Origin of the sequence: Sphingomonas adhaesiva (assembly GCF_036946305.1) — a bacterium.
Lineage (GTDB): Bacteria > Pseudomonadota > Alphaproteobacteria > Sphingomonadales > Sphingomonadaceae > Sphingomonas > Sphingomonas adhaesiva_B.
The window spans coordinates 543869-567861 of record NZ_JAQIJJ010000002.1 but is presented as its reverse complement, the minus strand read 5'-3'; the positions used below and the strand labels follow the sequence as shown (position 1 = coordinate 567861).

At 69.9% G+C, this 23993-nt stretch carries 24 protein-coding genes; 9 read left to right on the top strand and 15 right to left on the bottom strand.

Features of this window, described 5'->3' with window-relative positions; all coding sequences use genetic code 11:
• Positions 1 to 93: 93 nt before the first annotated feature.
• Positions 94 to 1023: an electron transfer flavoprotein subunit alpha/FixB family protein gene (locus PGN14_RS02980; RefSeq protein WP_335297911.1), complete on the top strand. Its 930-nt coding sequence runs from the start codon at positions 94 to 96 to the stop codon at positions 1021 to 1023.
• A gap of 161 nt (positions 1024 to 1184) precedes the next feature.
• Here PGN14_RS02980 and PGN14_RS02975 read toward each other — a convergent pair whose 3' ends face one another.
• Both PGN14_RS02975 and hisC read right to left on the bottom strand, forming a co-directional pair.
• The gene (locus PGN14_RS02975) at positions 1185 to 2093 is read right to left on the bottom strand and encodes a prephenate/arogenate dehydrogenase family protein (RefSeq protein ID WP_335297910.1); all 909 of its coding nucleotides are present in this window, start codon (positions 2091 to 2093) and stop codon (positions 1185 to 1187) included.
• A complete protein-coding gene (hisC, locus tag PGN14_RS02970; RefSeq protein WP_335297909.1) occupies positions 2093 to 3205 on the bottom strand; it encodes a histidinol-phosphate transaminase in 1113 nt (370 codons plus the stop codon). The genes PGN14_RS02975 and hisC overlap by 1 nt, the downstream gene beginning before the upstream one ends.
• A 93-nt stretch (positions 3206 to 3298) precedes the next feature.
• Between hisC and metX the strand changes: the two genes are divergently transcribed.
• Genes metX through PGN14_RS02955 form a run of 3 tightly spaced genes read left to right on the top strand, consistent with a single transcriptional unit; the run spans position 3299 to position 5460 of the window.
• A complete protein-coding gene (gene metX / locus PGN14_RS02965) occupies positions 3299 to 4432 on the top strand; it encodes a homoserine O-acetyltransferase MetX (protein WP_335297908.1) in 1134 nt (377 codons plus the stop codon).
• Positions 4429 to 5028: a methionine biosynthesis protein MetW gene (gene metW, locus PGN14_RS02960; RefSeq protein ID WP_335297907.1), complete on the top strand. Its 600-nt coding sequence runs from the start codon at positions 4429 to 4431 to the stop codon at positions 5026 to 5028. Before metX ends, metW begins: the two co-directional genes overlap by 4 nt.
• 33 nt (positions 5029 to 5061) lie before the next feature.
• On the top strand, positions 5062 to 5460 hold the full coding sequence (locus PGN14_RS02955; RefSeq protein ID WP_335297906.1) for a response regulator: 399 nt from the start codon (positions 5062 to 5064) through the stop codon (positions 5458 to 5460).
• Here the strand turns inward: PGN14_RS02955 and PGN14_RS02950 are convergent.
• The 6 genes from PGN14_RS02950 to PGN14_RS02925 form a co-directional block, all read right to left on the bottom strand.
• Positions 5438 to 6976, bottom strand: a complete 1539-nt coding sequence (locus PGN14_RS02950; RefSeq protein WP_335297905.1) for a PAS domain-containing protein — start codon at positions 6974 to 6976, stop codon at positions 5438 to 5440. The two genes, PGN14_RS02955 and PGN14_RS02950, sit on opposite strands and share 23 nt — an antisense overlap.
• Complete coding sequence (ssb, locus tag PGN14_RS02945) at positions 6977 to 7528, bottom strand: single-stranded DNA-binding protein (RefSeq protein WP_335297904.1); 552 nt, start codon at positions 7526 to 7528, stop codon at positions 6977 to 6979. It abuts the gene before it with no gap.
• Between the two features lie 9 nt (positions 7529 to 7537).
• Complete coding sequence (gene feoB / locus PGN14_RS02940) at positions 7538 to 9394, bottom strand: ferrous iron transporter B (RefSeq protein ID WP_335297903.1); 1857 nt, start codon at positions 9392 to 9394, stop codon at positions 7538 to 7540.
• 13 nt (positions 9395 to 9407) lie between these two features.
• Positions 9408 to 9683: a FeoA family protein gene (locus PGN14_RS02935; RefSeq protein ID WP_335298044.1), complete on the bottom strand. Its 276-nt coding sequence runs from the start codon at positions 9681 to 9683 to the stop codon at positions 9408 to 9410.
• Positions 9684 to 9839: 156 nt separating this feature from the next.
• Entirely contained in the window at positions 9840 to 10493 is a 654-nt protein-coding gene (locus PGN14_RS02930) for a COQ9 family protein (protein ID WP_335297902.1), read from the bottom strand.
• A complete protein-coding gene (locus PGN14_RS02925; RefSeq protein ID WP_335297901.1) occupies positions 10490 to 11437 on the bottom strand; it encodes a DMT family transporter in 948 nt (315 codons plus the stop codon). The genes PGN14_RS02930 and PGN14_RS02925 overlap by 4 nt, the downstream gene beginning before the upstream one ends.
• Before the next feature lie 92 nt (positions 11438 to 11529).
• On the opposite strand from PGN14_RS02925, the gene PGN14_RS02920 reads away from it, so the two are divergent.
• Both PGN14_RS02920 and nhaA read left to right on the top strand, forming a co-directional pair.
• Positions 11530 to 12615, top strand: coding sequence for an alkene reductase (locus PGN14_RS02920; RefSeq protein WP_335297900.1), 1086 nt, complete (start codon positions 11530 to 11532; stop codon positions 12613 to 12615).
• A 331-nt stretch (positions 12616 to 12946) separates the two neighbouring features.
• Positions 12947 to 14131 (top strand): Na+/H+ antiporter NhaA, encoded by a 1185-nt coding sequence (nhaA, locus tag PGN14_RS02915; RefSeq protein ID WP_335297899.1) that lies wholly within the window; start codon positions 12947 to 12949, stop codon positions 14129 to 14131.
• 3 nt (positions 14132 to 14134) lie between these two features.
• Here the strand turns inward: nhaA and PGN14_RS02910 are convergent, their stop codons facing one another.
• The 3 genes from PGN14_RS02910 to PGN14_RS02900 are packed head-to-tail and all read right to left on the bottom strand — an operon-like array spanning position 14135 to position 17537.
• A complete protein-coding gene (locus tag PGN14_RS02910) occupies positions 14135 to 15385 on the bottom strand; it encodes a dipeptidase (RefSeq protein ID WP_335297898.1) in 1251 nt (416 codons plus the stop codon).
• 55 nt (positions 15386 to 15440) lie between these two features.
• Entirely contained in the window at positions 15441 to 16058 is a 618-nt protein-coding gene (locus PGN14_RS02905; RefSeq protein ID WP_335297897.1) for a zinc ribbon domain-containing protein, read from the bottom strand.
• Between the two features lie 6 nt (positions 16059 to 16064).
• A complete protein-coding gene (locus PGN14_RS02900; RefSeq protein WP_335297896.1) occupies positions 16065 to 17537 on the bottom strand; it encodes a S41 family peptidase in 1473 nt (490 codons plus the stop codon).
• A gap of 140 nt (positions 17538 to 17677) precedes the next feature.
• Between PGN14_RS02900 and PGN14_RS02895 the strand changes: the two genes are divergently transcribed.
• Positions 17678 to 18025 (top strand): hypothetical protein, encoded by a 348-nt coding sequence (locus tag PGN14_RS02895; RefSeq protein WP_335297895.1) that lies wholly within the window; start codon positions 17678 to 17680, stop codon positions 18023 to 18025.
• A gap of 3 nt (positions 18026 to 18028) precedes the next feature.
• Here PGN14_RS02895 and PGN14_RS02890 read toward each other — a convergent pair whose 3' ends face one another.
• From PGN14_RS02890 to PGN14_RS02880, 3 genes are all read right to left on the bottom strand, one after another.
• Complete coding sequence (locus PGN14_RS02890; protein ID WP_335297894.1) at positions 18029 to 18439, bottom strand: DUF1810 domain-containing protein; 411 nt, start codon at positions 18437 to 18439, stop codon at positions 18029 to 18031.
• 435 nt (positions 18440 to 18874) lie between these two features.
• Positions 18875 to 19912, bottom strand: a complete 1038-nt coding sequence (locus PGN14_RS02885; RefSeq protein ID WP_335297893.1) for a GGDEF domain-containing protein — start codon at positions 19910 to 19912, stop codon at positions 18875 to 18877.
• A gap of 110 nt (positions 19913 to 20022) precedes the next feature.
• Positions 20023 to 20556 carry a peroxiredoxin gene (locus tag PGN14_RS02880; RefSeq protein WP_335297892.1) on the bottom strand — a complete coding sequence of 178 codons (534 nt, stop codon included), beginning with the start codon at positions 20554 to 20556 and terminating at the stop codon, positions 20023 to 20025.
• A 66-nt stretch (positions 20557 to 20622) separates the two neighbouring features.
• Here PGN14_RS02880 and PGN14_RS02875 point away from each other — a divergent pair, with 66 nt between their 5' ends.
• The gene (locus PGN14_RS02875) at positions 20623 to 21426 is read left to right on the top strand and encodes an inositol monophosphatase family protein (RefSeq protein WP_335297891.1); all 804 of its coding nucleotides are present in this window, start codon (positions 20623 to 20625) and stop codon (positions 21424 to 21426) included.
• A gap of 110 nt (positions 21427 to 21536) precedes the next feature.
• Here PGN14_RS02875 and PGN14_RS02870 read toward each other — a convergent pair whose 3' ends face one another.
• A complete protein-coding gene (locus tag PGN14_RS02870; RefSeq protein WP_335297890.1) occupies positions 21537 to 23621 on the bottom strand; it encodes an AsmA family protein in 2085 nt (694 codons plus the stop codon).
• Positions 23622 to 23785: 164 nt separating this feature from the next.
• Between PGN14_RS02870 and rpmI the strand changes: the two genes are divergently transcribed.
• The gene (rpmI, locus tag PGN14_RS02865) at positions 23786 to 23989 is read left to right on the top strand and encodes a 50S ribosomal protein L35 (RefSeq protein WP_335297889.1); all 204 of its coding nucleotides are present in this window, start codon (positions 23786 to 23788) and stop codon (positions 23987 to 23989) included.
• Positions 23990 to 23993: the final 4 nt, after the last annotated feature.

The window sequence follows — 23993 nt, the reverse complement described above, 5'->3', positions numbered from 1 at the left end:
TCGTCTCGAAGGACATGTGCTTCGAGACGGCATTTCGACAGGCTCAATGCCTCCTCAGCACGAACGGTGGAGGGCGCGAAAGGATTGGAAGCCATGAAGACTCTGGTTTGGGTCGAGCACGACGGCTCGACCGTCAAGGACGCCACGCTCTCCGCGGTGACCGCCGCGGCGAAGCTGGGCGAGGTACATCTGCTGGTCGTGGGCCAAGGCGTCGATGGCGTGGCACAGGCCTCGGCGAAGATCGCCGGCGCGGGCAAGGTGCATGTCGCGGACGACGCCGCCTATGCGCACCAGCTCGCCGAGAACGTTGCGCCTTTGGTGCAGCAGCTGATGGGCGACCACGACGCCTTCGTCGTGCCCGCCACCACCACCGGCAAGGCGCTGGCGCCGCGCGTCGCCGCCCTGCTGGACGTGATGCAGATCAGCGACATCCTGTCGGTCGAGAGCGAGGACACGTTCACGCGCCCGATCTACGCCGGCAATGCGATCGCCACCGTCCAGACCTCGGACGCCAAGAAGGTCATTACCGTGCGCGGCACCGCGTTCGAGAAGGCCGCTGCCGAGGGTGGGTCGGGCACGGTCGAGGCGGTCGCCGCGACTGGCGACACCGGCCTCGCCACGTTCGAGGGGCAGGAGATCGCCGAGCTGACGCGCCCCGAACTGACCAGCGCGAAGATTATCGTCTCGGGTGGGCGCGCGCTCGGCTCGGGCGAGAAGTTCACCGAGGTGATCGAGCCGCTGGCGGACAAGCTGGGCGCGGGCGTCGGCGCGAGCCGCGCCGCGGTCGACGCGGGCTTCGTCCCCAACGATTATCAGGTTGGCCAGACCGGCAAGATTGTCGCGCCGGAGGTCTATATCGCGGTCGGCATATCGGGCGCGATCCAGCATCTGGCGGGGATGAAAGACTCCAAGACCATCATCGCCATCAACAAGGATGAGGACGCGCCGATCTTCCAGGTCGCGGACATCGGCCTGGTCGGCGACCTGTTCAAGGTCGTGCCGGAACTGACGTCGAAGCTGTAATGCACTCCGTCACCCCGGGCTTGACCCGGGGTCCCGCTTCTTCTGCAATATTGGCGAGAAAGCGGGACTCCGGATCAAGTCCGGGGTGACGTGTATCCACCTTTCGTCGTCATTCCCGCGAAGACGGGCATGACGTCGGTACCGATGCGAGGGACACCCCCTCAGTCGTGCCGGCGTCCGAAATCCGCCGCCGCGTCATCCTGTCCCTGATCGACGATCGACCGCCGGATCATCCGCGTCTTCGCGAAGCGGTCGAACAGCGCGTCGCCGTCGCCCCAGCGGATTGCGCGCTGTAGCTGGCTCAGATCCTCGCTGAACCGCTGGAGCATCTCCAGCACCGCATCCTTGTTCGACAGGAACACGTCGCGCCACATCGTCGGGTCCGACGCCGCGATGCGCGTGAAGTCGCGGAAACCCCCGGCGGAGAATTTGATGACCTCCGACTGGGTCACCTGCTCCAGATCGTCCGCGGTGCCGACGATCGTATAGGCGATCAGGTGCGGCAGGTGGCTGGTCACCGCCAGCACCAGATCGTGGTGGTCGGGCGTCATCTGCTCGACATCCGCGCCCAGCCCGCGCCAGAACGTGGCGACGCGCTCCACCGCCACCGGGTCGCTGTCCGCCAGCGGGGTGACGATGCACCAGCGCCCGCGGAACAGCGTGGCGAAGCCCGCCTCGGGGCCGCTCTTCTCGGTCCCGGCGACCGGATGCGCCGGCACCACCCGCGCCGGCGGCAGGACCGCCGACAGCGCGCGCGCTACCGATGCCTTGCAGCTGCCGACGTCGCTGACGATCGCGTCGGCGGGCAGATCGTCGGCGATGTCACGCGCCACCGCCTCCATCGCGCCGACGGGGACGCAGAGGATGACGAGGTCGGCATCGATCACCGCCGCGCCCGGCGTGTCCGCGACATCGTCGACCAGGTCGATCCGCTGCGCCACCTCACGCACCGCGGCGCTGGCGTCATGCCCGGTCAGCCGCACGGTCGGCATCGACTGGCGGACCGCGCGCGCGATCGAGGAGCCGAGCAGCCCCAGCCCGATGATCGCGACCCTGGCGAACGGCAGCATCAGCCCGCCTTCTCCACCTCGGCGCGCAGCACGTCCACCACCGCGCGCATGTCCGCCTCGCTGCCGATCGTGATGCGCAGGCCGTGCGCCAGCCCCTGCCCCGGCAGCCAGCGCGTGGCATAGCCCGCCGCCATCAGCGCGTGATAGGCGGTTTCCGCGCTCAGCCTGCCCTCGAACAGCACCAGCACGAAGTTGGCCTTGCTGGGTAACGCGCGCAGCCCGGCATTGCCCATCGCGGCGACCTGCTCGCCAAACCACGCGCGCCACGTCCGGTTGTGGTCGCGGCTTTCCTCGACGAACGCCGCATCGCCCAGCGCCGCGATCGCGGCGCGTTGTGCGCCGATCCCGAACGCGAACGGCGCGCGAATGCGGTGCATCGCATCGATCAGCGCAGGCGCGCCATAGCCCCAGCCGACCCGCTCCGCCGCCAGCCCGAAGATCTTGGAGAAGGTCCGCGTCACCAGCACGTTGGGCTGGGTGCGCGCCAGCGCCAGCGCGCCGTCGTCGTCGTCCGCGTCCAGATATTCGGTATAGGCCTGGTCGATCACCAGCAGCACGTCGCGCGGCAATGCGGCGTGCAGCCGTGCGATCTCCCCGCGTGGGGTATAGGTGCCGGTCGGATTGTTGGGATTGGCGACGAAGACGACCCTGGTCCGCTCCGTCACCGCCGCGAGGATCGCATCGACATCGGTCGCGTAATCCGCGTCCGCCGCGATCACCGGCACCGCGCCGACACGCCGCGCCGCGATCTCGTACACCGCGAAACCGTAGCGGACGAAGACGATCTCGTCCCCCGGCCCGGCAAACGTGCCCGCGGCGAGGTGCAGCACCTCGTCCGATCCGGTGCCATAGACGATGCGGTCCGCCTCCACCCCGTAATGCGCCGACAGCGCCGCGCGCAGCTCGACCGCGGCGGCATCGGGATAGCGCTCCAGCTCGTCGGCGGCGCTGCGATAGGCGGCGCGCGCGGCCGGCGAGGTGCCGAACGGATTCTCGTTCGACGACAGCTTCACGACGGGGCGGCCGTTGTCCGCGGTGGCACGACCGGGGACATAGGGGGCGATCCCCATGATCCAGGGCTTCGGGGCGGGCGCGAGAGCAGCGTCGGTCATGGCCCTGCGCTCTAGGAGCCACAGGCCAGCGTGGCAACGCACGCAGGCTTCTCGACTTACCCGCCCACGCCGGAGTAAGGCCGGTCGCTACCGATGCTGACCACCGCCTCTCCCGCCCTCGACCAGCGCTTCGGCCTCGCGCGGCGCGTGACCCTGCCGGGGCCGCTGCGGCTCGACAGCGGTGCGCTGCTGACCCCGGTCGAGATCGCCTACGAAACCTATGGCACGCTGGCGCCCGACGGCGGCAACGCGCTGCTGCTGTGCCACGCACTGACCATGGACCAGCATGTCGCCGGCCCCAATCCGCGCACCGGCAAGCCGGGCTGGTGGACGCGCATGGTCGGCCCGGGCCGCCCGATCGATACCGACCGCTTCTTCGTCGTGTGCGCCAACGTGCTGGGCAGCTGTATGGGCTCCTCCGGCCCGGCCAGCATCGATCCCGCGACGGGGCGGGAGTATGGCATGACCTTCCCCGTCATCACCATCCGCGACATGGTGCGCGCGCAGGCGATGCTGCTCGACCATCTCGGCGTCGCGCGGCTCGCCGCGGTGGTGGGCGGATCGATGGGCGGGATGCAGGCGCTCAGCTGGGCCGCGACCTATCCCGATCGTGTCGCCGCCGCGGTCGTCATCGCCTCCACCGCGCGCCACACCGCGCAGAACATCGCCTTCCACGAGGTCGGTCGACAGGCGGTGATGGCCGATCCGCACTGGCGCGGCGGCGATTATTACGGCGGCGAGCCGCCCGCCGCGGGCCTCGCGGTGGCGCGCATGGCCGCGCACATCACCTATCTGTCCGAGGCAGGGTTGACCGAGAAGTTCGGCCGCCGCCTTCAGGCGCGTGAGCAGAAGAGCTTCGGCTTCGACGCCGACTTCCAGGTGGAAAGCTATCTGCGGCATCAAGGGCTGGCCTTCACCGACCGGTTCGACGCCAACAGCTATCTCTACATCACCCGCGCGATGGACTATTTCGATCTCGCCGAGGAGCATGGCGGGCTGCTGGCACACGCCTTCCGCGGCACCGGCACGCGCTTCTGCCTGGTCAGCTTCGACACCGACTGGCTCTATCCGACGCCCGAGTCGCGCAGCATCGTCCAGGCGCTCAACGCCGCGGGCGCGCCGGCCAGCTTCGTCGAACTGTCCAGCCCCTATGGCCATGACGCCTTCCTGCTCGAATCGCCCGAGCTGGAGCGGCTGGTCGCCGGCTTCCTGCGGGCGGCAGCATGAACCTGCGCCCCGATCTGGCGATCATCGCGCGCCACGTCCGCGCCGGCGCGCGCGTGCTCGATGTCGGTTGCGGCGACGGCGACCTGATGGCGGCGTTGCGCGACAGCCGCGGCGTCGACGCGCGCGGGCTGGAGCTGGACGCCACCAATGTCGCGCTGGCGATGGCGCGCGGGCTGCCCGTCATCCAGGGCGATGCCGATACCGATCTGGCGGGCTATCCCGACCAGAGCTTCGATTATGCGATTCTCAGCCAGACGCTGCAGACCGCGCGCGCGCCCGATCGCGTGCTGGACGATCTGCTGCGGATCGGGCGGCGCGCCTTCGTCAGCTTTCCCAATTTCGCGCACTGGCGCGTCCGGCTGTCGCTCTTGTGGGGCGGACGGATGCCGGTGACGCGGCTGTTGCCCGAACGCTGGTACGACACCCCCAACATCCATCACCTGACCATCGACGATTTCCGCGCGCACCTGCGCGAACGCGCGATCACGGTGGAGGGCGCGTGGTTTCTGTCGGGCGACAAAAGCACCAGCGAAACCGCCGCCAACTTCCTCGCGGAGCACGCCGTGTTCCTGCTGACACGGAACCCTTCGGCTTGATTTCGGTTAAGCGGGCTCGATAGGAAGGCAGGAATGTCGAAGACCGCATTGATCGTAGAGGACGAAATCTTCGTCGCGCTCGACCTGGAGCGGATCCTGACGGACGCCGGTTATGCGGTCGCCGGGATCGCTGCCGACGCCGATACCGCGATGCGCGTCGCACCCGGCTGCACCTTCGCCTTCGTCGACGTCAACCTGCGTGACGGCGCGACCGGGCCGGCGATCGCGCAGCGAATCCACCGCGAACACGGCGTCAACGTCGTCTTCGTCACCGCCAATCCCAGTCAGATCGCGGACCCCGCCGGGGCGCTGGGCTATATCCGCAAACCGTTCAACGATCAGGCGATCCTCGCCGCCGCCGAAACCGCCAGCCATCCCGGCGGCGTAACGGCCGACAATGTCGATTTCGTCAGGTGGACGACGTCCGGCTGAATGCCGGGGCGGGAATCCGCATCGCGACCTCCAGCCCCTGCGGATGCCATGTCCGCTCGACCGAGCCGCCCAGTTGGCGCACCGCGCTCAACTCCACCAATTGCGTGCCGAACCCGGTGATGTCGGCGGGGGCGACCACATCCGGCCCGCCCGCCTCGCTCCAGCGCAGCAGCACCTCGTCCGCATCGCGATCGATCGCCAGCGTCACCCGCCCGCCCGCGACCGACAGCGCGCCATATTTGCTCGCGTTGGTCGCCAGCTCGTGGAACAGCAGCGCCAGCGGGGTCGCCGCGCGATCGTCGATCGTCACATCGCCGCCCGTCACCGCGATCCGCTCCCCCGGCACCGCCTGATAGGGCGCGAACAGCTCCTCCAGCAGGCCTTGCAGGCTGTCCTGCGCCAGATGCGGGCGCGAATGGGGGCTGTGCGGACGGACGAAATCGTGCGCGCGGCCCAGCGCGGTGATACGCTGGCGCAGATCGGTGGCGACACCCGCCGCCTCGGGATGCGCGCGCGCGGCGAACTGGATCAACCCCGCGATCACCGAGAAGATGTTCTTGATGCGATGGCTCAGCTCCTGGCTGATGACCTCGCGCTCCTCCAGCGCCAGCTTCTGCTCGTGAATGTCGGTGCAGGTGCCAAACCAGCGCGTGATCTGCCCGCGATCGTCGCGGATCGGCAGCGCACGCCCCAGCACCCAGCGATAGGTGCCGTCATGGTGCCGCAGCCGATATTCGATCTGATACGGATCGCCCGACGCCAGCGAATGGCGCCACACCGTCCAGGCGCGCTCCTGATCCTCGGCGTGGAACATCCCGTTCCACCCCTCGCCATCGGTCGTGCCCGCCGGCGCGCCGGTGAATTCGTACCAGCGCGCGTTGTAATAATCGTGATAGCCGTCGGGCAGCGTCGACCACACCATCTGCGGCATCGTATCGGCCAGCGTGCGGAAGCGCAGATCGCTGTCGGTCGCCGCCTGCCGCGCCTCGCGCTCCGACTCGCGTCGCGCCGCCCCCTCGCGCCGGTCGCGCAGCCGGGCGAGCACGTTGGCGGCCAGCACCTCCAGCCCCTGCCGCTGGAACGCGGTCAGCCCCTCGGGCCGCGGCCGGGTGTCGAGCACGCAGAGCGAGCCGAGCGGATAGCCCTCGTCCGACACCAGCGGCGCACCGGCGTAAAAGCGCAGGTTCAGCTCCCCGGTGACCAGCGGATTGTCGGCGAAGCGCGGATCGCGGGTGGCGTCGGGCACCACCATGATCCCCTTTTCCCACATCGCATGCGCGCAGAAGGATTGTTCGCGCGGCGTCTCCGTCGCCGCCATGCCGGTGCGCGCCAGGAACAGCTGGCGATCGGTCTCGACCATGCTGACCAATGCAGTCGGCACGTCGCACAGTGCGGCGGCGAAATCGGTGATCTGCCGCAGCGCGTCCGAATTGTAGAGCGCGCCGATATCGTGCGAGGCGAGCGCCGCGACGCGCTGTTCCTCGCTACACGCCGACGGCGGGAGGGGTTGCGTCACTTAGAACGGCACGTCGTCATCGAGATCGTCGGCGTAACCGCCGCCGAACCCGCCGCTGCCGCCACGCGACGCGCCGCCCGACGATGCACCGCCGCCACGGCTGCCGCCGCCGCCACGCGAACCGCCGCCGAAGTCGTCGCCGCCGCCGCCCCAATCGTCACGGCCGCCGCCGCCGCCACCACCACCACCGGAGCCGCCCTGCGGCCCGTCGAGCATCGTCAGGACGGAATTGAACCCCTGCAGCACGACCTCGGTCGAATAGCGGTCCTGCCCGTTCTGGTCCTGCCACTTGCGGGTCTGCAACTGGCCCTCGACATAGACCTTGCTGCCTTTGCGCAGGAATCGCTCCGCGACATTGGCGAGGCCTTCGTTGAAGATCGCGACCGAATGCCATTCGGTCTTTTCCTTGCGCTCGCCGGTGTTGCGGTCCTTCCAGCTCTCCGACGTGGCGATGCGCAGGTTCACCACCTTGCCGCCGTTCTGGAACGAGCGCGATTCGGGATCGCGCCCGAGATTGCCGACGAGAATGACCTTGTTGACGCTGCCTGCCATGCGAACCTCTTAGAGGCCGGCGAACACCGCCAGCCAGTATGTCAGCCCCGCCATGACATAAGCGATGGCGAAAAGGTAGCCGAGCATGAACATCGGCCATTTCCATCCGTTCGTCTCGCGCCGCGTCACCGCGATCGTGGAGATGCATTGCGGTGCGAAGACGAACCACATCAGGAAGGCGAGCGCGGTGGGCAGCGACCAGCGCGATTGCAGCCGCTGCACCAGCGTCTGCTCGCCCGCCGCATCCTCGGTATCGTCGATCGCATAAGCGGTGCCGATCGCCGCCACCGCCACCTCGCGCGCGGCCATCGCGGGGATCAGTGCCAGCGCGATATCGTGGTTGAACCCGATCGGCCGCACCACGACCTCCAGCCCGCTGGCGATACGGCCGGCGACCGAATATTCGACCTGCTTCTGCCCCGCGGGGGCCTGCGGGAAGCTCAGCAGCGCCCACAGCACGATCGTCGTCAGCGCGATCGTGGTACCGGCGCGCTTCAGGAAGATCCACGCACGGCTCCACAGCCCGATCGCGACGTCGCGCGCGCGCGGCCATTGGTAGCGCGGCATCTCCATCATGAAGCCCGACGATTCGCCCTTCGTCACTGTGCGCCGCAGCAGCAGCGCGGCGAAGAAGGCGCCGACGATCCCCATCAGGTATAGCCCCAGCAGCACCAGCCCCTGCAAGCCCACGAACGGCACCACCTGCCGCGCCGGAATGAACGCGCCGATGATGATCGTATAGACCGGCAGCCGCGCCGAGCAGGTCATCAGTGGCGCGATCAGGATCGTGGTCAGCCGGTCCTTCTCATCGTCGATCGTCCGCGTCGCCATGATGCCCGGCACCGCGCAAGCGAAGCTGGACAGGAGCGGGATGAATGCGCGCCCCGACAGCCCGACATGGCTCATCATCCGGTCCATCAGGAACGCGGCGCGCACCATGTATCCGGACGCCTCCAGCACCAGGATGAACAGGAACAGGATCAGGATCTGCGGCAGGAAGACGATCACCGCGCCCACGCCGGCGATGACGCCGTCGGTCAGCAGCGAGCGCAGGAAACCGTCGGGCAGCGCCGCCTTCACCGCGGCGTCGAAGGCCGCGAACCTGTCCTCGATCCAGCTGATCGGCGCCTCCGACCAGCTGAACACCGCCTGGAACATCACGAACAGCAGCGCGACGAGCACGATCGGCCCCAACACGGGGTGCAGCGCGACCGCGTCGAGCGCGTTGTTCCAGCGCCGCACCGGCGTCTCGCTGACCGTCGCCGCGCGCGACAGGGTGCGCGCACGCCGCTGCAACGCGACGATATCGTCCTGCGGCACCGCCAGCGGCCCTGCGGTCCGATGCCGCGCGGCGCCGATCGCGTCGGTCAGCCGTGCGCGCAGCGTGTCGATCCCGCGGCGACGCACCGCGACCGTCGCCACCACCGGCACGCCCAGCTCGCGCTCCAGCACGTCCGGGTCGAGGACGAGGCCATCGCGCTCCGCGAGGTCGACCATGTTGAGCGCGATCACCACCGGCAGCCGCAGCGCGATCAGCTGCATCGCGAAGCGCAGGTGATTGTCGAGATTGGCAGCGTCCACCACCACCAGCAGCGCGTCGGGCAGCCGCTCGCCCGCCTGCGATCCGGTGACGACGTCGCGCGTCACCCGCTCGTCGGGCGAGGAGGGGTCGAGGCTGTACGCGCCGGGCAGGTCGACCAGCTCGATCGGGCGGCCGTCGTCCAGCGCGAGGCGGCCGGCATGGCGCTCGACGGTGACGCCGGGGTAGTTGCCCACCTTCTGGCGTGCGCCCGTTAGCGCGTTGAACAGCGCACTCTTGCCGGCATTGGGATTGCCGACCATCGCCACCAGCGGGGGGAGTTCCATCAGCGGGCGGCCGTCATTCCGCGGCCAGCAACTCGCCGCCATAGGCTTCGCCGCCGTGTGGATCGTGCCCGACCTGGATCGACGCGGCGACCGCGCGGCGCAGCGCCACCGTCATCCGCCCGATCCGGCAGGCGATCGGCCCGCCGCCGAAGCGCGAACGGTGCAGCACCTCCACCGCGACGCCCTCGCCGAATCCCAGTTCGCGCAGCCGCCGCGCCTCCGGCACCGCCAGCCGCGACCAGTCGATCGCGGCCACGATCGCGGGCGCATGCCGCGGCAGCGTCTCCAGGCTCCAGCGCGAATCGGATGCCGCATCGTTGCTGGCAGCGAGCGGAGCGAGGGGAGAATGGCCGGTCACGCGCCCGCTATATGGCCAGTGCGATTGATTATCAATAAACGTCTTCGTCGATACCCTGCCGCTCCCCGGCGAGGCCGGGGAACAAAGTCACACCACCGGATAGCGCAACCGCCCCACGAAGCGGCTGAGGCTCGGGCGGCGTTGCGCACGCCGCGCCATCCCCGCTTTCGCCTTTTCGAACCGCATGATACCGTCGATCCGCCGCGCCAGGAACGCGCGCGTGTCCGCCTGCCCCTCGCTCTCGTCGTCGAGGAACACCGCGATCGTCGCGCCATAGACCGCCAGCAGCATCGCGCGCTTGGTATAATGGTTGTAATCGGTCGCGGTGTCGCCCGCGACGCGCCAGATGCGGTCGACGCTGCGCCACCCCAGCTTCGCCGCGCGCGCGACATTGGCGGGCAGCGCCAGCACCGCCAGCGCGCGGCGCAGCGATTCGCGCTCCGGCGCCAGCACCGCGAGCCGCGCCTCGACCAACGCCGTGATCCGCGCGCGCACCTTCATCGCCGCCAGCGCCTCGTCCGGCACCGCCGCCACCATCGCCGCATCGACGTGCGCGAACCAGGCGTCGATCATCGCCACCGCGCCTTGCGCGAAGGCGACCCGCGCCACGTCCGCGTCGACCGCCATCGTCTCCGCCGCCAGGTCGCGCGCCGCATCGCCCCAGCCGTCGAACGCGGCATTGGCGGCGATCGCGGGGGCCAGCCGGTCGCGTACCTCGTCGAGCGTCCAATCCTGCGTCATCGCACCTCCTCCCGCACCGCGTCGGCGGCCGGTCGCGGCGCTGTAGCAGGTCCGGCGTCGCGCCGCACCAGCACCAGCGCGGCGGCCACCATTGCCACCCCGATCAGGTCGGGCGCGCCCAGCACCTCGCCGAACAGCACCTGCCCGACCACCGCCGACACCACCGGCTGCACCAGCAGCGCCAGCCCGATCGCCAGCGGCGGCAGCCGGCCCAGCGCATAGGTCATGCAGCCCTGCCCGATCACCTGGCTGCACAACGCCAGCCCGACCAGCGGGGTCCAGTCACCCGGCATCACCCGCTCCCCCAGCAACAGCGCGAAGACGAGCAGCGGCGGCAGCGCGGCGACGGAGGACCATGCCAGCGCCGGCAGGGGTGCCATCGTCGCGCGCACATCGGCCATCAGCACGAAGTAGATCGTGTAGAGCACGCCCGCGAGCACGCACAGCAGGTCGCCGGCCAGATGCGCGGGGTCGAGCTGATACGACCGCCCCATCAGCAGCGCGGCGCCCGCGGCAGCGAGCAGCAGCGCCACCGCCTGCCCGCGCGACGGCCACGCCCGCACGACGACGAACCCCCAGATCGGGAAGATGAAGGCCGAGGCATTGCCGAACAGCGTGGCATTGGCGAGCGTGGTGCGCACGATCCCGACGTGCCAGCTCGCCAGATCCGCGGCGAAGGCGACCCCCGCCGCCGCGAGCAGCCACGCCAGCCGGGGCGGCAACCGCCGCAGCGTCCGTTCGCCCTCCGCCCGCGTCATCCACGCCATCGACGCGACCAGCGGCAGCGCCAGCGTCATCCGCCAGAAACCGGCCGCGACCGGCCCGGCATCCGCCAGCCGCACGAACATCGGCCCGAACGCCAGCGCCATGTTGGCGACCACCAGCGCCGCGAACGCGCGCCCGTTGCCGTTCGTGACGCCTTGATTCCGATGGCTTTGCGCCATGATAGGTTTTCTTCGCGTACCGACCTGATGCATGGTGCCCTGTAACGACTTAGCTTTGGCCGCGTCAGCTATTCATTGCCGAAAGGAGCATCATGCCCAGCCTGTTCGATCCGATCACGTTGGGGGCGATCGACGCCCCCAACCGCATCCTTATGGCGCCGCTGACGCGCACCCGCGCGACGACGGACCATGTCCCCACCGAGATGATGATCGAATATTACCGCCAGCGCGCCAGCGCGGGCCTGATCATCTCCGAGGCGACCGGGATCAGCCGACAGGGGCTCGGCTGGCCCAAGGCGCCGGGGCTGTGGACGCGCGAGCAGGTCGAGGCGTGGAAGCCGGTGACCGAGGCGGTGCACAAGGCCGGCGGGCGCATCATCGCGCAGCTGTGGCACATGGGCCGTCTGGCGCGTCCCGACGTGACCGGGCTGCAGTCGCTGTCCTCGTCCACGCAGCGCGCGCCGTACCACGATCCCGACAAGAACCCCTATGACACGCCGCGGGCCGCGACGCTGGACGAGATCCGCCAGACGCTGGACGATTATGCGCAGGCATCGCGCCACGCGATCGAGGCCGGGTTCGACGGCGTGCAGGTGCACGGCGCCAATGGCTATCTGATCGACCAGTTCCTGCGCGACAACACCAACCTGCGCGACGACGATTACGGCGGCACGCCGGAGAATCGCATCCGCCTGATGCGCGAGGTGATGGAGCGCGTGGTGGCCGAGGTGGGCGCCGGCCGCACCTCGATCCGCCTGTCTCCCAATGGCGAGACGCAGGGCGCCGACGACAGCAATCCGGAGGCGGTGTTCGTTCCCGCCGCGAAGGTGCTGAACGACCTTGGCATCGGCTTCCTGGAGCTGCGCGAACAGTCGCCCGACGGCACCTTCGGCGCCAGCAACGTGCCGAAGCTGAGCCCGAAGATCCGCGAGGTGTTCACCGGCCCGCTGGTGCTCAACCAGGATTATTCGAAGGAAGCCGGGCAGGCAGACCTCGATTCGGGCGTGGCCGATGCGATCGCCTGGGGCCGGCTGTACATCGCCAACCCCGATCTGGTGGAGCGCTTCCGCAGCGACGCGCCACTCAACGTCCCCAATCCGAAGACCTTCTACGTGCCGGGGCCGGAGGGGTATATCGACTATCCGTCGCTCGACCAGGTGGAGACCGCGGCGGCCTGAGCCGTCCCGATCCGGAAACCACGCCGTCATGCCGGACCTGTTCAAGCATCCAGGGTTCCGCGCGCCTCACCGACGTTGGGTGCGAGGAACCCCGGGGCCCCCGCAACAAGTGGAGTCCTCGGCGGAACACCCCTTGTTCCCCGGCGAAGGCCGGGGTCCAGCATCGGTCGGCTCGTAAGATGCTGGAACCGCTCGCGACTGGACCCCGGCCTCCGCCGGGGAACAGAAGAGATTTGAACGTTCGCGAAGCTCTCGAACACGTCCCGGGTGGCGGTGCGTGTGCAGACGACGCCCCATCGACCGCCCCCGCCCACCCCGCTAACGCCGTCGCATGACCACCCCCTCTCCCCGCCCCGCCACCGGACTGCGCGCGTTCCTGTCGGGGGAGGCGGCGGGGGGCGTGGTGCTGATCGGCGCGGCGGCGCTGGCGTTGCTCGCGGCCAACCTGCCCGCCACCGCCGCCGCCTATGACGCGCTGGTCCATGCCGCGACCGGCCCCGTGCTGGCGCCCGACCATGGCCCCATGACCGTCCATCTGTGGGTCAATGACGCGCTGATGGCGCTGTTCTTCCTGCTCGTGGGGCTGGAGATCAAGCGCGAGCTGGTGGCGGGAGAGCTGGCCAGCTGGGAGCGGCGGCGGCTGCCCTTCGTCGCCGCGGCATGCGGGATGGCCGCGCCCGCAGCGGTCTTTCTGGCGATCGCCGGCACCCACCCGGACCTGACCGCGGGCTGGGCGATCCCGGCAGCGACCGACATCGCCTTCGCGCTCGGCGTTATGGCGCTGCTCGGACCGCGCGTGCCCGCATCACTGAAGCTGCTGCTGGCCACGATCGCCATCGTCGACGATCTGGGCGCCGTCGCGATCATCGCGCTGGCCTATACCGATGCGCTGCATATGCCCGCGCTCGCCGCCGCCGCGGGCCTGGCCGCGGCGCTGGTCTGGCTCAACCGGCGCGGGACGCGCGCGCTGTCGCCGTATCTGCTGATCGGCGCGCTGCTGTGGTGGTGCGTCCTGCGATCGGGCGTGCATGCCACGGTGGCGGGGGTGGTGCTGGCGATGACGATCCCGATCGGCGAGGGCGCGCGGGGGCCGCTCGCGCGGCTGGAACATGCGCTTCATCCCTGGTCGGCCTTTGCGATCGTGCCGCTGTTCGCCTTCGTCAACGCAGGCGTCGACCTGCGCGGCGTGACGCCCGCGGCGCTGGCGCATCCGCTGGTGCTGGGTATCGCGGCGGGGCTGTTTCTGGGCAAGCAGATCGGCATCTTCGGCGGGATTTGCGCTGCGGCATGGCTGGGCATTGCGCGCGCGCCCGCGGGCATCCGCACCGCGCAACTCTACGGCCTGTCGCTGCTCGCGGGGATCGGCTTCACCATGAGCCTGTTCATCGGCGCGCTCGCCTTTCCCGACGCGCCGACGCTCGCGACGGCGGTAAAGCTGGGCGTGCTGACGGGGTCGCTGCTGTCGGGCGCGGCGGGCGCGCTGGTGCTGTGGTGGGCGGGGCGAGCCCGCCACTGACCGTCAATCCGGCGCGGTCGCGTCCACCGGCGGGGTGCCGGCGGAGGCCGCCGCCACCGCCTCCACCCGTTCCATCACGCGCAGGATATTGCCCTGCGCCAGCCCGGACAGGTCGGCATCGCTCCATCCGCGCCGCGCCAGCTCGGCGAAGATGCGCGGATAGCCGTCGACACCCTTCAGTCCGACCGGCCCGGTGCCGCTGATCCCGTCGAAATCGCCCCCCAGACCCACCGCGCCACGCCCCGCGACCCGCGCGACATGCTCGATATGGTCCGCGACATCGCTCACCGTCACCGCTGGTTCGGGATGTCCGGCATCCCATTTCACCAACGGCACCGGCGCATTCGGCCCATACAGGTCGCCCGCCAGCCCGCGGCTCTTCGCGAAAGCGGTGCGTTCGCCGTCCCAGGCGCGCCATGCGGCGGAGACGAAGCTGGGATAGAAGTTCACCATCACCACTCCGCCCGCGTCGCCGATCCGCTTCAGCAGCGCATCGGGGATGTTGCGCGGCGCGTCGGCGATCGCCCGCGCCGAGGAATGCGACGCCATCACCGGCGCCTTCGACACGTCCAGCACCGCCGCCATCGTCGAATCCGCGACATGGCTGACGTCGACGATCATCCCGATGCGGTTCATCTCCGCCACCACCTGCCGCCCGAACGCATTCAGCCCGCCCGCGCGCGGCGCATCGGTGCTGCTGTCGGCCCATTCCAGGCTCTTGCCGTGCGTCAGCGTCATATAGCCGACGCCCAGCGCCTTGTACTGGCGCAGCACCGACAGCCTTTTGTCGATCTGATGCCCGCCCTCGACCCCGATCAGCGAGGCGATCCGCCCCGCCTTCTGCACGCGGCGCACCTCCGCCGCCGTGGTCGCCAGCGCGAACGTGTCGGGATAGGCCGCGGCCATGCGCTGGACGATGTCGATCTCCTCCAGCGTCATCTCCACCGCGCGCGGCCCGGTGACGCTCGCGGGGATATAGACCGACCAGAACTGCCCGCCGACATGCCCGCGCCGTAGCCGCGCGATGTCGGTCTGCAGCGGATAGGACCAGCGCGACGAATCCTGCCGCAGGTCCAGCGTCTCCACCTTCGCCTCGTAATTCTGGCGGATCTCCCACGGCAGGTCGTTGTGCCCGTCGATCACCGGCGTGCGCTCCAGCAGGCGCTCGATCCGGGCGGGGACGGGGGCGGCAGCGGGGGGGGCGGCAGCGGGGGCGGCGGCCGCGGCGGCTTGGGCGAGGAGCAGGACGATCATGCGCGTGATGACAGCAGATCGCGTGTCCGCGCGACAGCCCGAAAATCGCAGCCCCCTATAACCGGCACGACTCCAGCACCGTCGTCCCCCCGATCATCCGCGCCGCACGACAGGTCAGCCGCACCGCGGCGCCGGGTTCCAGCAGGTCGATCGCCTCGCTTTGGTCCTCGGGCAGCTGCGCCAGCACCGGCGTGTCGGCGTCGCGCCCCTCCAGCGCGATCGTGCCCTCTCCATCGCCGCCGACCACGATTCCGCGCACCGTCAGCGGGCCGTCGAGCCGCATGTCGTGGCCGCCGCCCTGCCGCGCGAGCGCGGCATCGATCGCACGGGCGGGCAGCGGCTGGTCGCGCGGCGGCTCGGGCAGCGGGCTCACGACCGGAGCGGGCGCGACGGGGACGGGAACCGGCTCCGGCGGGCGGCGCACCACTCGCGTCGCGGCGGGCGCGGGCGGCGCCACGGTCGCGATCGAGCGCGCGCCGTCACGCTGCATCACGAACACGACCGCCAGGATCACCAATGCCGCCGCCGCGAGCATCGCCAGCCAAGGAACGTTGCGCGGCGCACGCTCCTGTGGGGCAGTCGCCGCGGCCACCACGGGCGCGCCGCAACCGGGGCAGAAACGCGCGCCCGCGGGCAGCGGCGTCGCACAGGCAGGGCAGCGGTTCGTCGCCATCGTCGATCAGAACAGCCCCGGCGTCTCGCGCTGCGCGGTGGTCGGCCGGTCGGGGGTGACCAGCCGCCGCGCCGGCGTCGCCAGCGCGGTGCGCGACAGTGCGGCGCTGGCGCCGATCCGCGAACAGCTGCGCCCCGCCAGGAAATCGAGCGCAGCGCGGGTCGATGCCTCCGCCGGATCGCCCAGCGCATGCGTCAGGTCGTCGGTCGCCTGGCAGCTCGCCTCGATCTTGGTCGCGAGGCCGTCGTAATATTCCCCCTGCTGCGCCGCATTGCGCAGCGCAAACGCGATCAGGCGCAGCCGGTCGTCCGGGCAGGCGGGGTTGTCGAGCGCGATCTGCCCGACCGGCTTGCCATAGGTGTTGCTGCCGATCAGCGCGGCATTGCCGTGCAGGTACGGGATCATCGCGTTGATGACATATTCGCTGGCGGACGCGGTACCGCCGGTGCCGATGAAGGCGACACGCGTCGGCGCGATCGCCTGCGCCTCGCGCTGGAAGAAGCGCGTTTCGTTCTCGCCCGACTTGCTCGCGCGGAACGTGGTGTAGCTCTGCACGTCGGCGATGGCGCGGGCGCCCCCCAGCAGGTCGGTGAAGACCCCCGCGGTCGATACCAGCCCCCCGCCATTGTAGCGCAGGTCGACGATCACGTCGGTGATGCCGCGCGCCTTGAACGTGGCGAAAGCGCTGCGCAGCTGGTCGTCGGCGGTGCCGATGAAGGTGCGCAGGTTGACATAGCCCACCGGTCGCCCACCGTCGTCGATCACTTTCGTGCCATAGCGCGACGACACCGGCGACAGGGTGAAGTCCGCGGTGCGCAGCGTCACGTCGCGGGTCGTGCCGCCGCTGCTGATGCGGAACACGCGCGTCGCATTGGAGGTGCCGGGGTCGATCGCGGCGTAGAAGGCGGTGTCGTTGCCCGCGGCGACATAGCTGGCGATCGTGCGCATATTGGCGGCGCTGTCGCCCACGGCGACGATCTCCGCGCCGCGGTCGATCCCCGCGTTCAGCGCCGGTCCGCCCTCGAACGCCTCCGTCACCAGCAGCCGGTTGGCGCCATCGAACGTCAGGCGAAAGCCGAACCCGCCGGTGCTGCCCGAGGCATAATAGGCATTCTCCTCCGCGACCGAGGTGACGTAGCTGAAATAGCGATCCTTGCGCTGCGCCCGCGCGGTCGCGGTCAGCGCATCGAGATACCCTTCCAGATCCGAATAGGGCGAGGGGTCGAGCGCGGTCGGCAGCGTCTCCGGGAAGAGATACCATTCGTTCACCTGCGCCAGCAGCCAGTCCTGGCGCGCGCGCAGCGTACAACCGGCCGCGGTGGTCGGCGTCGGACTGGGCGTCGGGGTGGGAGACACAGCGGTGCTGCCGCTGGCGGTGCTGCCATTACCGCCCCCCGCATCGCCGCCGCACGAGGCGAGCAGCCCCGCGATCACCAAGGCTCCGGCCAGACGCGCGCCCGCGCGATCGCGTATCCGCATGTTCGCTCCACCCGCCGGCGCATCGCCGGCCCCGCCCCCGTCCTATCCCGCGCGTGCGCCGCGGCATAGTGGTCGACGGCGAAACAACCCTTGCCCGGGGCCGTTGACGACGGCATCCACGAAGGGAAAGGGGTCCAGCCATGTCGGGAATTGCCATGCCGCACCGCGCGCTCCTCGCGCTTGCTGCCATCCTTCCGCTGGCGGCGTGCGGCGGTGGCGGCGCCACCGCGCAGAACGACGCCGCCGCACAGGAGGCGCCGGGCAATGCGATCGCGCGCATCCAGACGCTGAACGAGGGCGAGCGCAACGCCACCCTGTTCCGCGCGATCCGCGACGCCAATCGCGACTGCCAGGGCGTGGTCCGCTCCGTCGCAACCGATCCGATACAGGGCAAGCCCGCGTGGATCGCGACCTGCGACAATGGCGGCGAATGGCTGGTGGCGATCGGTGCGGACGGCACCGCGCTGGTGACCAACGGCCGTCCGTAAACCTCAGTCCGCGTCCAGCAGCCGCAGCGTCGCCGCATCCGGCGACGGGAAGAACGCCGCCAGCGCCTCGTCCACCGCGCCACCGGCACCGGCGCGTGCGAACAGGGTCAGCGACGAGCGCAGCTTCATCGCGTCGATCGCGCCCATGATCGTTTCGGGCGGCGCGGCGCGGTGCGGCAGCAGCGCCGCGGCGGTCGCCCGGTATCGCGGCCCCAGCAGCGGGTGCGCGAGATAGGCACGCGCCTCCGCCAGGTCGTGGATCGCATAATGGCGCGCAGTCGCACTGTGCCCCAGCCCGGCGAGTTGCGGAAAGACGAACCACATCCAGTGGCTGCGCTTGCGGCCGGCGGTCAGCTCGGCGAGCGCGCTGTCGTAGGTGGTCGCCTGCGCGGCGACGAAACGGTCGAGCGTCATGCCGCGGTCAACGTCCGACCGCGTCTGCCGGTGCCGCGATCAGACGATCACGGCACTCACGGCGTCGACATAGAGCAGCAAGGCGGTGGTGGCGAAGCCGGACACGCCCAGCATGACCGCGCGATACAGATCAGGCTTGAAGGTCATCTCGATGATCCTTTCGATCACGCGATCGGCGTCACGGGAACCGCGGCGGCCACCATCGTGGCGGCGACCGCCAGTGCGGCGACGGCGGTGAGGATCGAGTGGCTGAGGGCGGTGAAACGAAGCGTCATGCGGTATCTCCCTGGCGATGATGACCGGCGATCCGGTCGATACCCAGGGAATTGCAGGACGCGTGCCAAATAGGAAAAGCACGTTTTTACTGGTGTTTAGACAAACGCCGCCACAATATCTGGTGAAAACCGCCACCAGCGCGCGGCGCGTCGCGCCAACCTATGGCGCCATGATCGTGCGGGCGCGTCCCTGATCCTTGGCGCGATACAGCGCCGCATCGGCGCGCCCCATCAGCGCGGCACGCCCTTCGCCCGGCTGCCCCTCCGCCACGCCGGCGGAGAAGGAGATGGTGCCGATCGCCTCGCCGGTTTCACGCACGCGCAGCCGGCGGCTGGTCATGTCGCGGCGCGCCTTCTCCAGCCGGCGCGCGGCCTCGTCCAGCCCGACATCCTTGAACAGCAAAGCGAATTCCTCGCCACCGTAGCGCGCGACCATGCAATCGCACTGGTCCGCCAGCGTCTTCGCCACCGCACGGATGACGCGATCGCCCACCGCATGGCCGAAGCTGTCGTTGACGCGCTTGAAATGATCGATGTCGCAGATCGACACCACGATCGGCACGGTCCGCGGCAGCGCGGCGAACGTCTCGTCGAAGGCGCGACGATTGGGCAGATCGGTCAGCGGATCGGTGCGCGCGGATCCGCGCGCCTCGTCCAGCGCGGTGCGCAGTTCCTCGGTCTCGCGTCGCGCGACGTCCAGCTTCTCCTCGGCGCGATGGACGCGCTCGATCATCTCGTCGGTCAGCCGGCCGATCTCTTCCGCGCTCGCCGACGGCCCCGCCTCGCGCATCTGCGCCGCGCTGCGCTCCAGGTCGCGGCCGAAATCGTTCGCCTCGGCGCGCGCATTGCGCATCGTATCGCCGAAGCCGTCGATCTGCATCAGCACGCGCTCGATCATCGCCTCGTGCGTGGCGGCATCCGCCACCATCGGTTCCGCCTCGGCATCCGCGACCGGTGCGCCGGCCACCGCCTGGCCGCCCAGCCGCTCGATATCCTGCGCGGTCAGCCGCACACCGCCGTCGGTGATCTCCGCCACCCGTCGCGCGGTCAGCCCGCCGGCATTCTTCAGGACATCGTGCGCGAAGGCATAATGCGCCGGATCGGGGCTGAGCCGGTGCGCGGACAGGAACGCGCCGATCTGCGCGAACAGCCGATCGCCCGTCGTCGCCTGCCGGATGTCGATCGCCTTGCTCGCCACACCTGTCCTCCGGATCGGACGCTTTCGGCGTCCTTCACGATGCGGGGGGTATCAGCGGATTCGCTAAGAAATGATGATGTGCGCGCCGGGGCGGAGACGCACGAAACGAGTCAATGCGGCGTCAACTTCTGTACCGCGGCCAGCGTCAGCGCGACATGTTCGGCCGGATTCATGTCGGAATGGACGAAAGCGACGCGCCCGTCGCGCCCGATGACATAGCTGGTGCGGCTGGTCACGGCGCGGCCCTTCACCTCGCGGCCCAGCGCCACGTCATAACCCGCGATCACCTTCGGCCCGGCGCTCGCCACCGCGAACTTGCCCGCGCATTCGCTGCTGGAAAAGCGCTGCAGGTCCGCCACATTGTCCGCCGACATGCCGATCACGGTCGCGCCCGCGGCCTTGAACGCGTCGACCTTCTCCGCAAAGGCGCGCGCCTCCGCATTGCAGCCCGAGGTGAAGGCGGCGGGGAAGAAATACAGCACCACCGGGCCGCGCTTCAGCTGCTGCTTCAGGTCGATCGCCACCACCTTGCCCGCGATCGCGCCGCGCGTGCTGAACGCGGGCGCCACCGTGCCGGGGGCGAGCGTGGCCGCGGCGGGCGCCGCGATCGAGAGGGCGAGCGCGGCGAGGGGCAGCAGGCGCATGGCATCGTTCTCCTAAAGGATGTCCGCACCCTAGCGCGCGCGCGGCCCGCGCGATAGGCGATAGCGATGCCCGTCCGCCCCGCCGACATCGCCCTCGCCCACCGCCTCGCCGATGCGGCCGGCGCGGTCATCCGCCCCTATTTCCGCCGGCCCGCGGGGCTGGAGCTGAAAGAGGATCGCTCGCCCGTCACCCGCGCCGATCGCGAGGCGGAGGAGGCGATGCGCCGCATCCTCGACGCGGAACGATCGGGCGACGGCATCGTCGGCGAGGAACATGGCATCAAGGACGGCGTGACCGGGCGCCGCTGGATCCTCGACCCCATCGACGGCACGCACAGCTTCACCGTGGGGCGCGCGATCTTCGGCACGCTGATCGCGCTGGTGGAGGACGGCTGGCCGGTGTTGGGCATCATCGACCAGCCGGTGCAGCGCGAACGCTGGATCGGGGTCGCGGGCCATGCCACCGAGTTCAACGGCGCGCCTGCGCACACCCGCGCCTGCGCCGCGCTGGAGGGGGCGATTGTCGCCACCACCAGCCCGCATCTGTTCGGCGAGGGCGACGTGCCACATTACATGGCGCTGATCGCGGCGGCGAGCGGCGGATCGCCGCGGCAGGGGCCGGTCTATGGCGGCGATTGCTACAATTACGGGCTGCTGGCGAGCGGGCACCTCGACGTGGTGTGCGAATCGGGGCTCAAGCTCTACGATTTCGCCGCGCTGGCGCCGATCGTGGAGGGCGCCGGAGGGCGGATGTGCGACTGGAACGGCGATCCGCTGACCGCCGAAAGCGAAGGCCACGTGCTGGCGATCGGCGATCCGGCCCGGACGGACGACGTGCTTGAGGCGCTACATCAGGGGCATACACACTAAAATGCCCCTCCCCTTCAGGGAGGGGTTGGGGTGGGGCAGTCAAAGGCCGCAGTCTCGGTGAGACATCGCTCCACCCCAACCCCTCCTCTAAAGAGGAGGGGCTTGACGTTTCAAAAAATCCCCAGGAACTTCTTGCGTTTCGGTGCCGTCTCCACCGTCCTCCCGTCGCCCACATCCTTGCGCGGCTCACCCTTGTCGGTGCGTTGCGCCGCGGCGGTCCGGGCGCCCAGCACCGGGCCGCATTGCGCCGCCTTGGCATCGCCCGGGTCGATGAAGGCGAGCAGCCCCGCCACCGGCGTCGCCACCACCGCCAGCCCCAGCCCGGCGCCCGCGCGTGCGAGCAGTTGCGGCGAGATCACGCGCAGCCCGGGATCGGCGAAGCTACCCGCGATCCCGACCGGCGACTGGCCCGAGAACAGGCTGAACCGCTTCGAATCGGCGCGGATCGCCAGATCCACCGCCTCGGTGCGGAAGCTGAAGCCACCGCGGCCCAGGATCACGTTCTTGGTCGTGTCGATCAGGATCGGGTCGGTCGCCGCGACGCCGCCGCGGACGGTGAAGGCCACCAGCCCGCAGTTGATCGTGACCGGCTCCTTCAGCTCGTTCTCGAACATCTTCTGGACGAAGGTGCCGATATCCAGCTCCGACAGCTCGACGTTGCGCGTCCACAGCGTGCCCGCGGGCATCACGAACGCGATCCGCCCGTTCGACGTCGCCAGCGAATCGTGGATCGTGTCGCCGCGCCCCGACAGCTGGATGCGGCCGCGGATCGTGCCCGACGTCCCCGCCTCCGCCACGCCATAACCCGCCAGCAACCGCCCCATCGGCGTCGGGGCGAGTCGGATGTCGTAACGCACCGCGCTCGGCCGCTGGCGCGTGTCGAACACCGCATCCGCCGCGACATTGCCGCGCGCCATCGCGAAGGTCAGCGGCGACAGCGCCAGCCGCCCGCGATCCAGCGCCAGCGTCAGGTCGATGTCGCTGATCGGCAGGCGACGCGATTGCAGCGCCCCGATCCGCCACGTCAGGTCGGCGTCGAACCGCTGCATCGTCGCGACCGGCAGCGCGGCATCGGGCAGGATCCGCTGCGGCGCGGCCCCCGTCGCCGCCGCTGCGGCCACCGCACCGCTGGTCGCGACGATATCGGGATTGTAGCCGATGAAGGGGGCGGCATCGACGATGTCGAGCCGCTTCGTCTCCAGCCGCGAATCGAGATGCAGTCGCTCGCCGTTGGTGACCGTCAGCCGGCCCGCGACATCGCTGTCGCCGAACGTGCCCGCCATGCGGGTGAAGCGATACTCCTGCCCGCTCTGCACCAGCTGCGCGCGCAGGCGATAGGCGCGCGTGTTGGGGATCGCGACGCCGATGACGCCCAGCAGGTCCGCCATGTTGCGTCCCCGCGCGCGCACCGCCAGCGGCACGTTCTCGATCGCGGCGATGCTCGGCAGCGTGCCCGCGACATCGATGACATTGCCCGCGGCCCGCGCGCGCAGCACCAGTTCGTTCCGGCCCCGCGCCACGGTCGCATCGGGGGATAGAAGCCGTGCCGCGACCGTGAACGGTGTGTCGCGCAGCTGCCCGCCGCCGTTCACCCCCACCGCATCGCCGATCCGCGCGCCGGTCGAGCGGATCGTGTCGATCCTGAGGTCGGCGAGCAGCCGCATCCGCGGATCACGATAGCGCACCGTCGTGCCCGCCACCGTCGCGCGATCGATTCGCGGCAGGTCGAGCGGCTTGCCGCCCTTCTGCGGCTCGCCGAAGGTCCAGCTGTTGTGGCGGTGGCCTGCATCCCATTCCAGGTCGACCGCGCCGTTGGTCAGGTCCAGCGAGTGGAAGCGGCGCTTGCCCCACAGCAGCGACAGCGGCGCGATCCGCGAATCGATGCGATCGGCCGCGAACAGATACGGCTGCGTCGCCCATGCCGGATTGGCGATGCGCAGTCGCTCGGCATAGAATTTGATTCGCCACGGCGCGAAATACAGCTGGAAATCGCCGCCGACGCTCACCTGCCGCTGCGTCAGCCGCGCGGCAATCGACTCGAACGGCCGCTTCAGGAACCGCCCCTTGGTGATGTAGAGCACCAGCCAGACCGCGACGATCGTGGCAAGCACGCCCAGCGCGACGTTGCGCGCGATCCGCCAGCCGCGGTGTCGGGGCGTCGCTGCGGATGCGTCCGGAGGCGGACTCGTTGCCATCCCGGCACAATCGCCGGCGCCGGGACAGGTTCCGCAGTTGCATTTCGGCGTCGCCGCGGTTAGGGCGCGCGCTTCCATGAGCGACATGGCGCTTGACGAACGGCCCGGCCATCCAGGGCTGCCGCGGCCGTTCCAGTCACGTCGCACCAGACGAAAGGACCAAAATGCCCAAGCTCAAGACCAAGAGCGGCGTGAAGAAGCGCTTCAAGCTCACCGCAACCGGCCTGCTGAAGCACGGCGTCGCCGGCAAGCGCCACCGCCTGATCAGCCATAACGGCAAGTACATCCGCCAGAACCGCGGCACCACGGTGCTGTCGAAGGCCGACACCGCGACGGTGAAGGCCTGGGCACCCTACGGCCTCAAGTAAGCGG

What these genes read in the sequence shown, in the direction of transcription:
- PGN14_RS02980 (WP_335297911.1), top strand. Translation starts at nt 94, where the DNA reads ATGAAGACTCTGGTTTGGGTCGAGCACGACGGCTCGACCGTCAAGGAC.
- PGN14_RS02975 (WP_335297910.1), bottom strand. Translation starts at nt 2,093, where the DNA reads ATGCTGCCGTTCGCCAGGGTCGCGATCATCGGGCTGGGGCTGCTCGGC.
- hisC (WP_335297909.1), bottom strand. Translation starts at nt 3,205, where the DNA reads ATGACCGACGCTGCTCTCGCGCCCGCCCCGAAGCCCTGGATCATGGGG.
- metX (WP_335297908.1), top strand. Translation starts at nt 3,299, where the DNA reads ATGCTGACCACCGCCTCTCCCGCCCTCGACCAGCGCTTCGGCCTCGCG.
- metW (WP_335297907.1), top strand. Translation starts at nt 4,429, where the DNA reads ATGAACCTGCGCCCCGATCTGGCGATCATCGCGCGCCACGTCCGCGCC.
- PGN14_RS02955 (WP_335297906.1), top strand. Translation starts at nt 5,062, where the DNA reads ATGTCGAAGACCGCATTGATCGTAGAGGACGAAATCTTCGTCGCGCTC.
- ssb (WP_335297904.1), bottom strand. Translation starts at nt 7,528, where the DNA reads ATGGCAGGCAGCGTCAACAAGGTCATTCTCGTCGGCAATCTCGGGCGC.
- feoB (WP_335297903.1), bottom strand. Translation starts at nt 9,394, where the DNA reads ATGGAACTCCCCCCGCTGGTGGCGATGGTCGGCAATCCCAATGCCGGC.
- PGN14_RS02930 (WP_335297902.1), bottom strand. Translation starts at nt 10,493, where the DNA reads ATGACGCAGGATTGGACGCTCGACGAGGTACGCGACCGGCTGGCCCCC.
- PGN14_RS02925 (WP_335297901.1), bottom strand. Translation starts at nt 11,437, where the DNA reads ATGGCGCAAAGCCATCGGAATCAAGGCGTCACGAACGGCAACGGGCGC.
- PGN14_RS02920 (WP_335297900.1), top strand. Translation starts at nt 11,530, where the DNA reads ATGCCCAGCCTGTTCGATCCGATCACGTTGGGGGCGATCGACGCCCCC.
- nhaA (WP_335297899.1), top strand. Translation starts at nt 12,947, where the DNA reads ATGACCACCCCCTCTCCCCGCCCCGCCACCGGACTGCGCGCGTTCCTG.
- PGN14_RS02910 (WP_335297898.1), bottom strand. Translation starts at nt 15,385, where the DNA reads ATGATCGTCCTGCTCCTCGCCCAAGCCGCCGCGGCCGCCGCCCCCGCT.
- PGN14_RS02905 (WP_335297897.1), bottom strand. Translation starts at nt 16,058, where the DNA reads ATGGCGACGAACCGCTGCCCTGCCTGTGCGACGCCGCTGCCCGCGGGC.
- PGN14_RS02900 (WP_335297896.1), bottom strand. Translation starts at nt 17,537, where the DNA reads ATGCGGATACGCGATCGCGCGGGCGCGCGTCTGGCCGGAGCCTTGGTG.
- PGN14_RS02895 (WP_335297895.1), top strand. Translation starts at nt 17,678, where the DNA reads ATGTCGGGAATTGCCATGCCGCACCGCGCGCTCCTCGCGCTTGCTGCC.
- PGN14_RS02890 (WP_335297894.1), bottom strand. Translation starts at nt 18,439, where the DNA reads ATGACGCTCGACCGTTTCGTCGCCGCGCAGGCGACCACCTACGACAGC.
- PGN14_RS02880 (WP_335297892.1), bottom strand. Translation starts at nt 20,556, where the DNA reads ATGCGCCTGCTGCCCCTCGCCGCGCTCGCCCTCTCGATCGCGGCGCCC.
- PGN14_RS02875 (WP_335297891.1), top strand. Translation starts at nt 20,623, where the DNA reads ATGCCCGTCCGCCCCGCCGACATCGCCCTCGCCCACCGCCTCGCCGAT.
- PGN14_RS02870 (WP_335297890.1), bottom strand. Translation starts at nt 23,621, where the DNA reads ATGGCAACGAGTCCGCCTCCGGACGCATCCGCAGCGACGCCCCGACAC.
- rpmI (WP_335297889.1), top strand. Translation starts at nt 23,786, where the DNA reads ATGCCCAAGCTCAAGACCAAGAGCGGCGTGAAGAAGCGCTTCAAGCTC.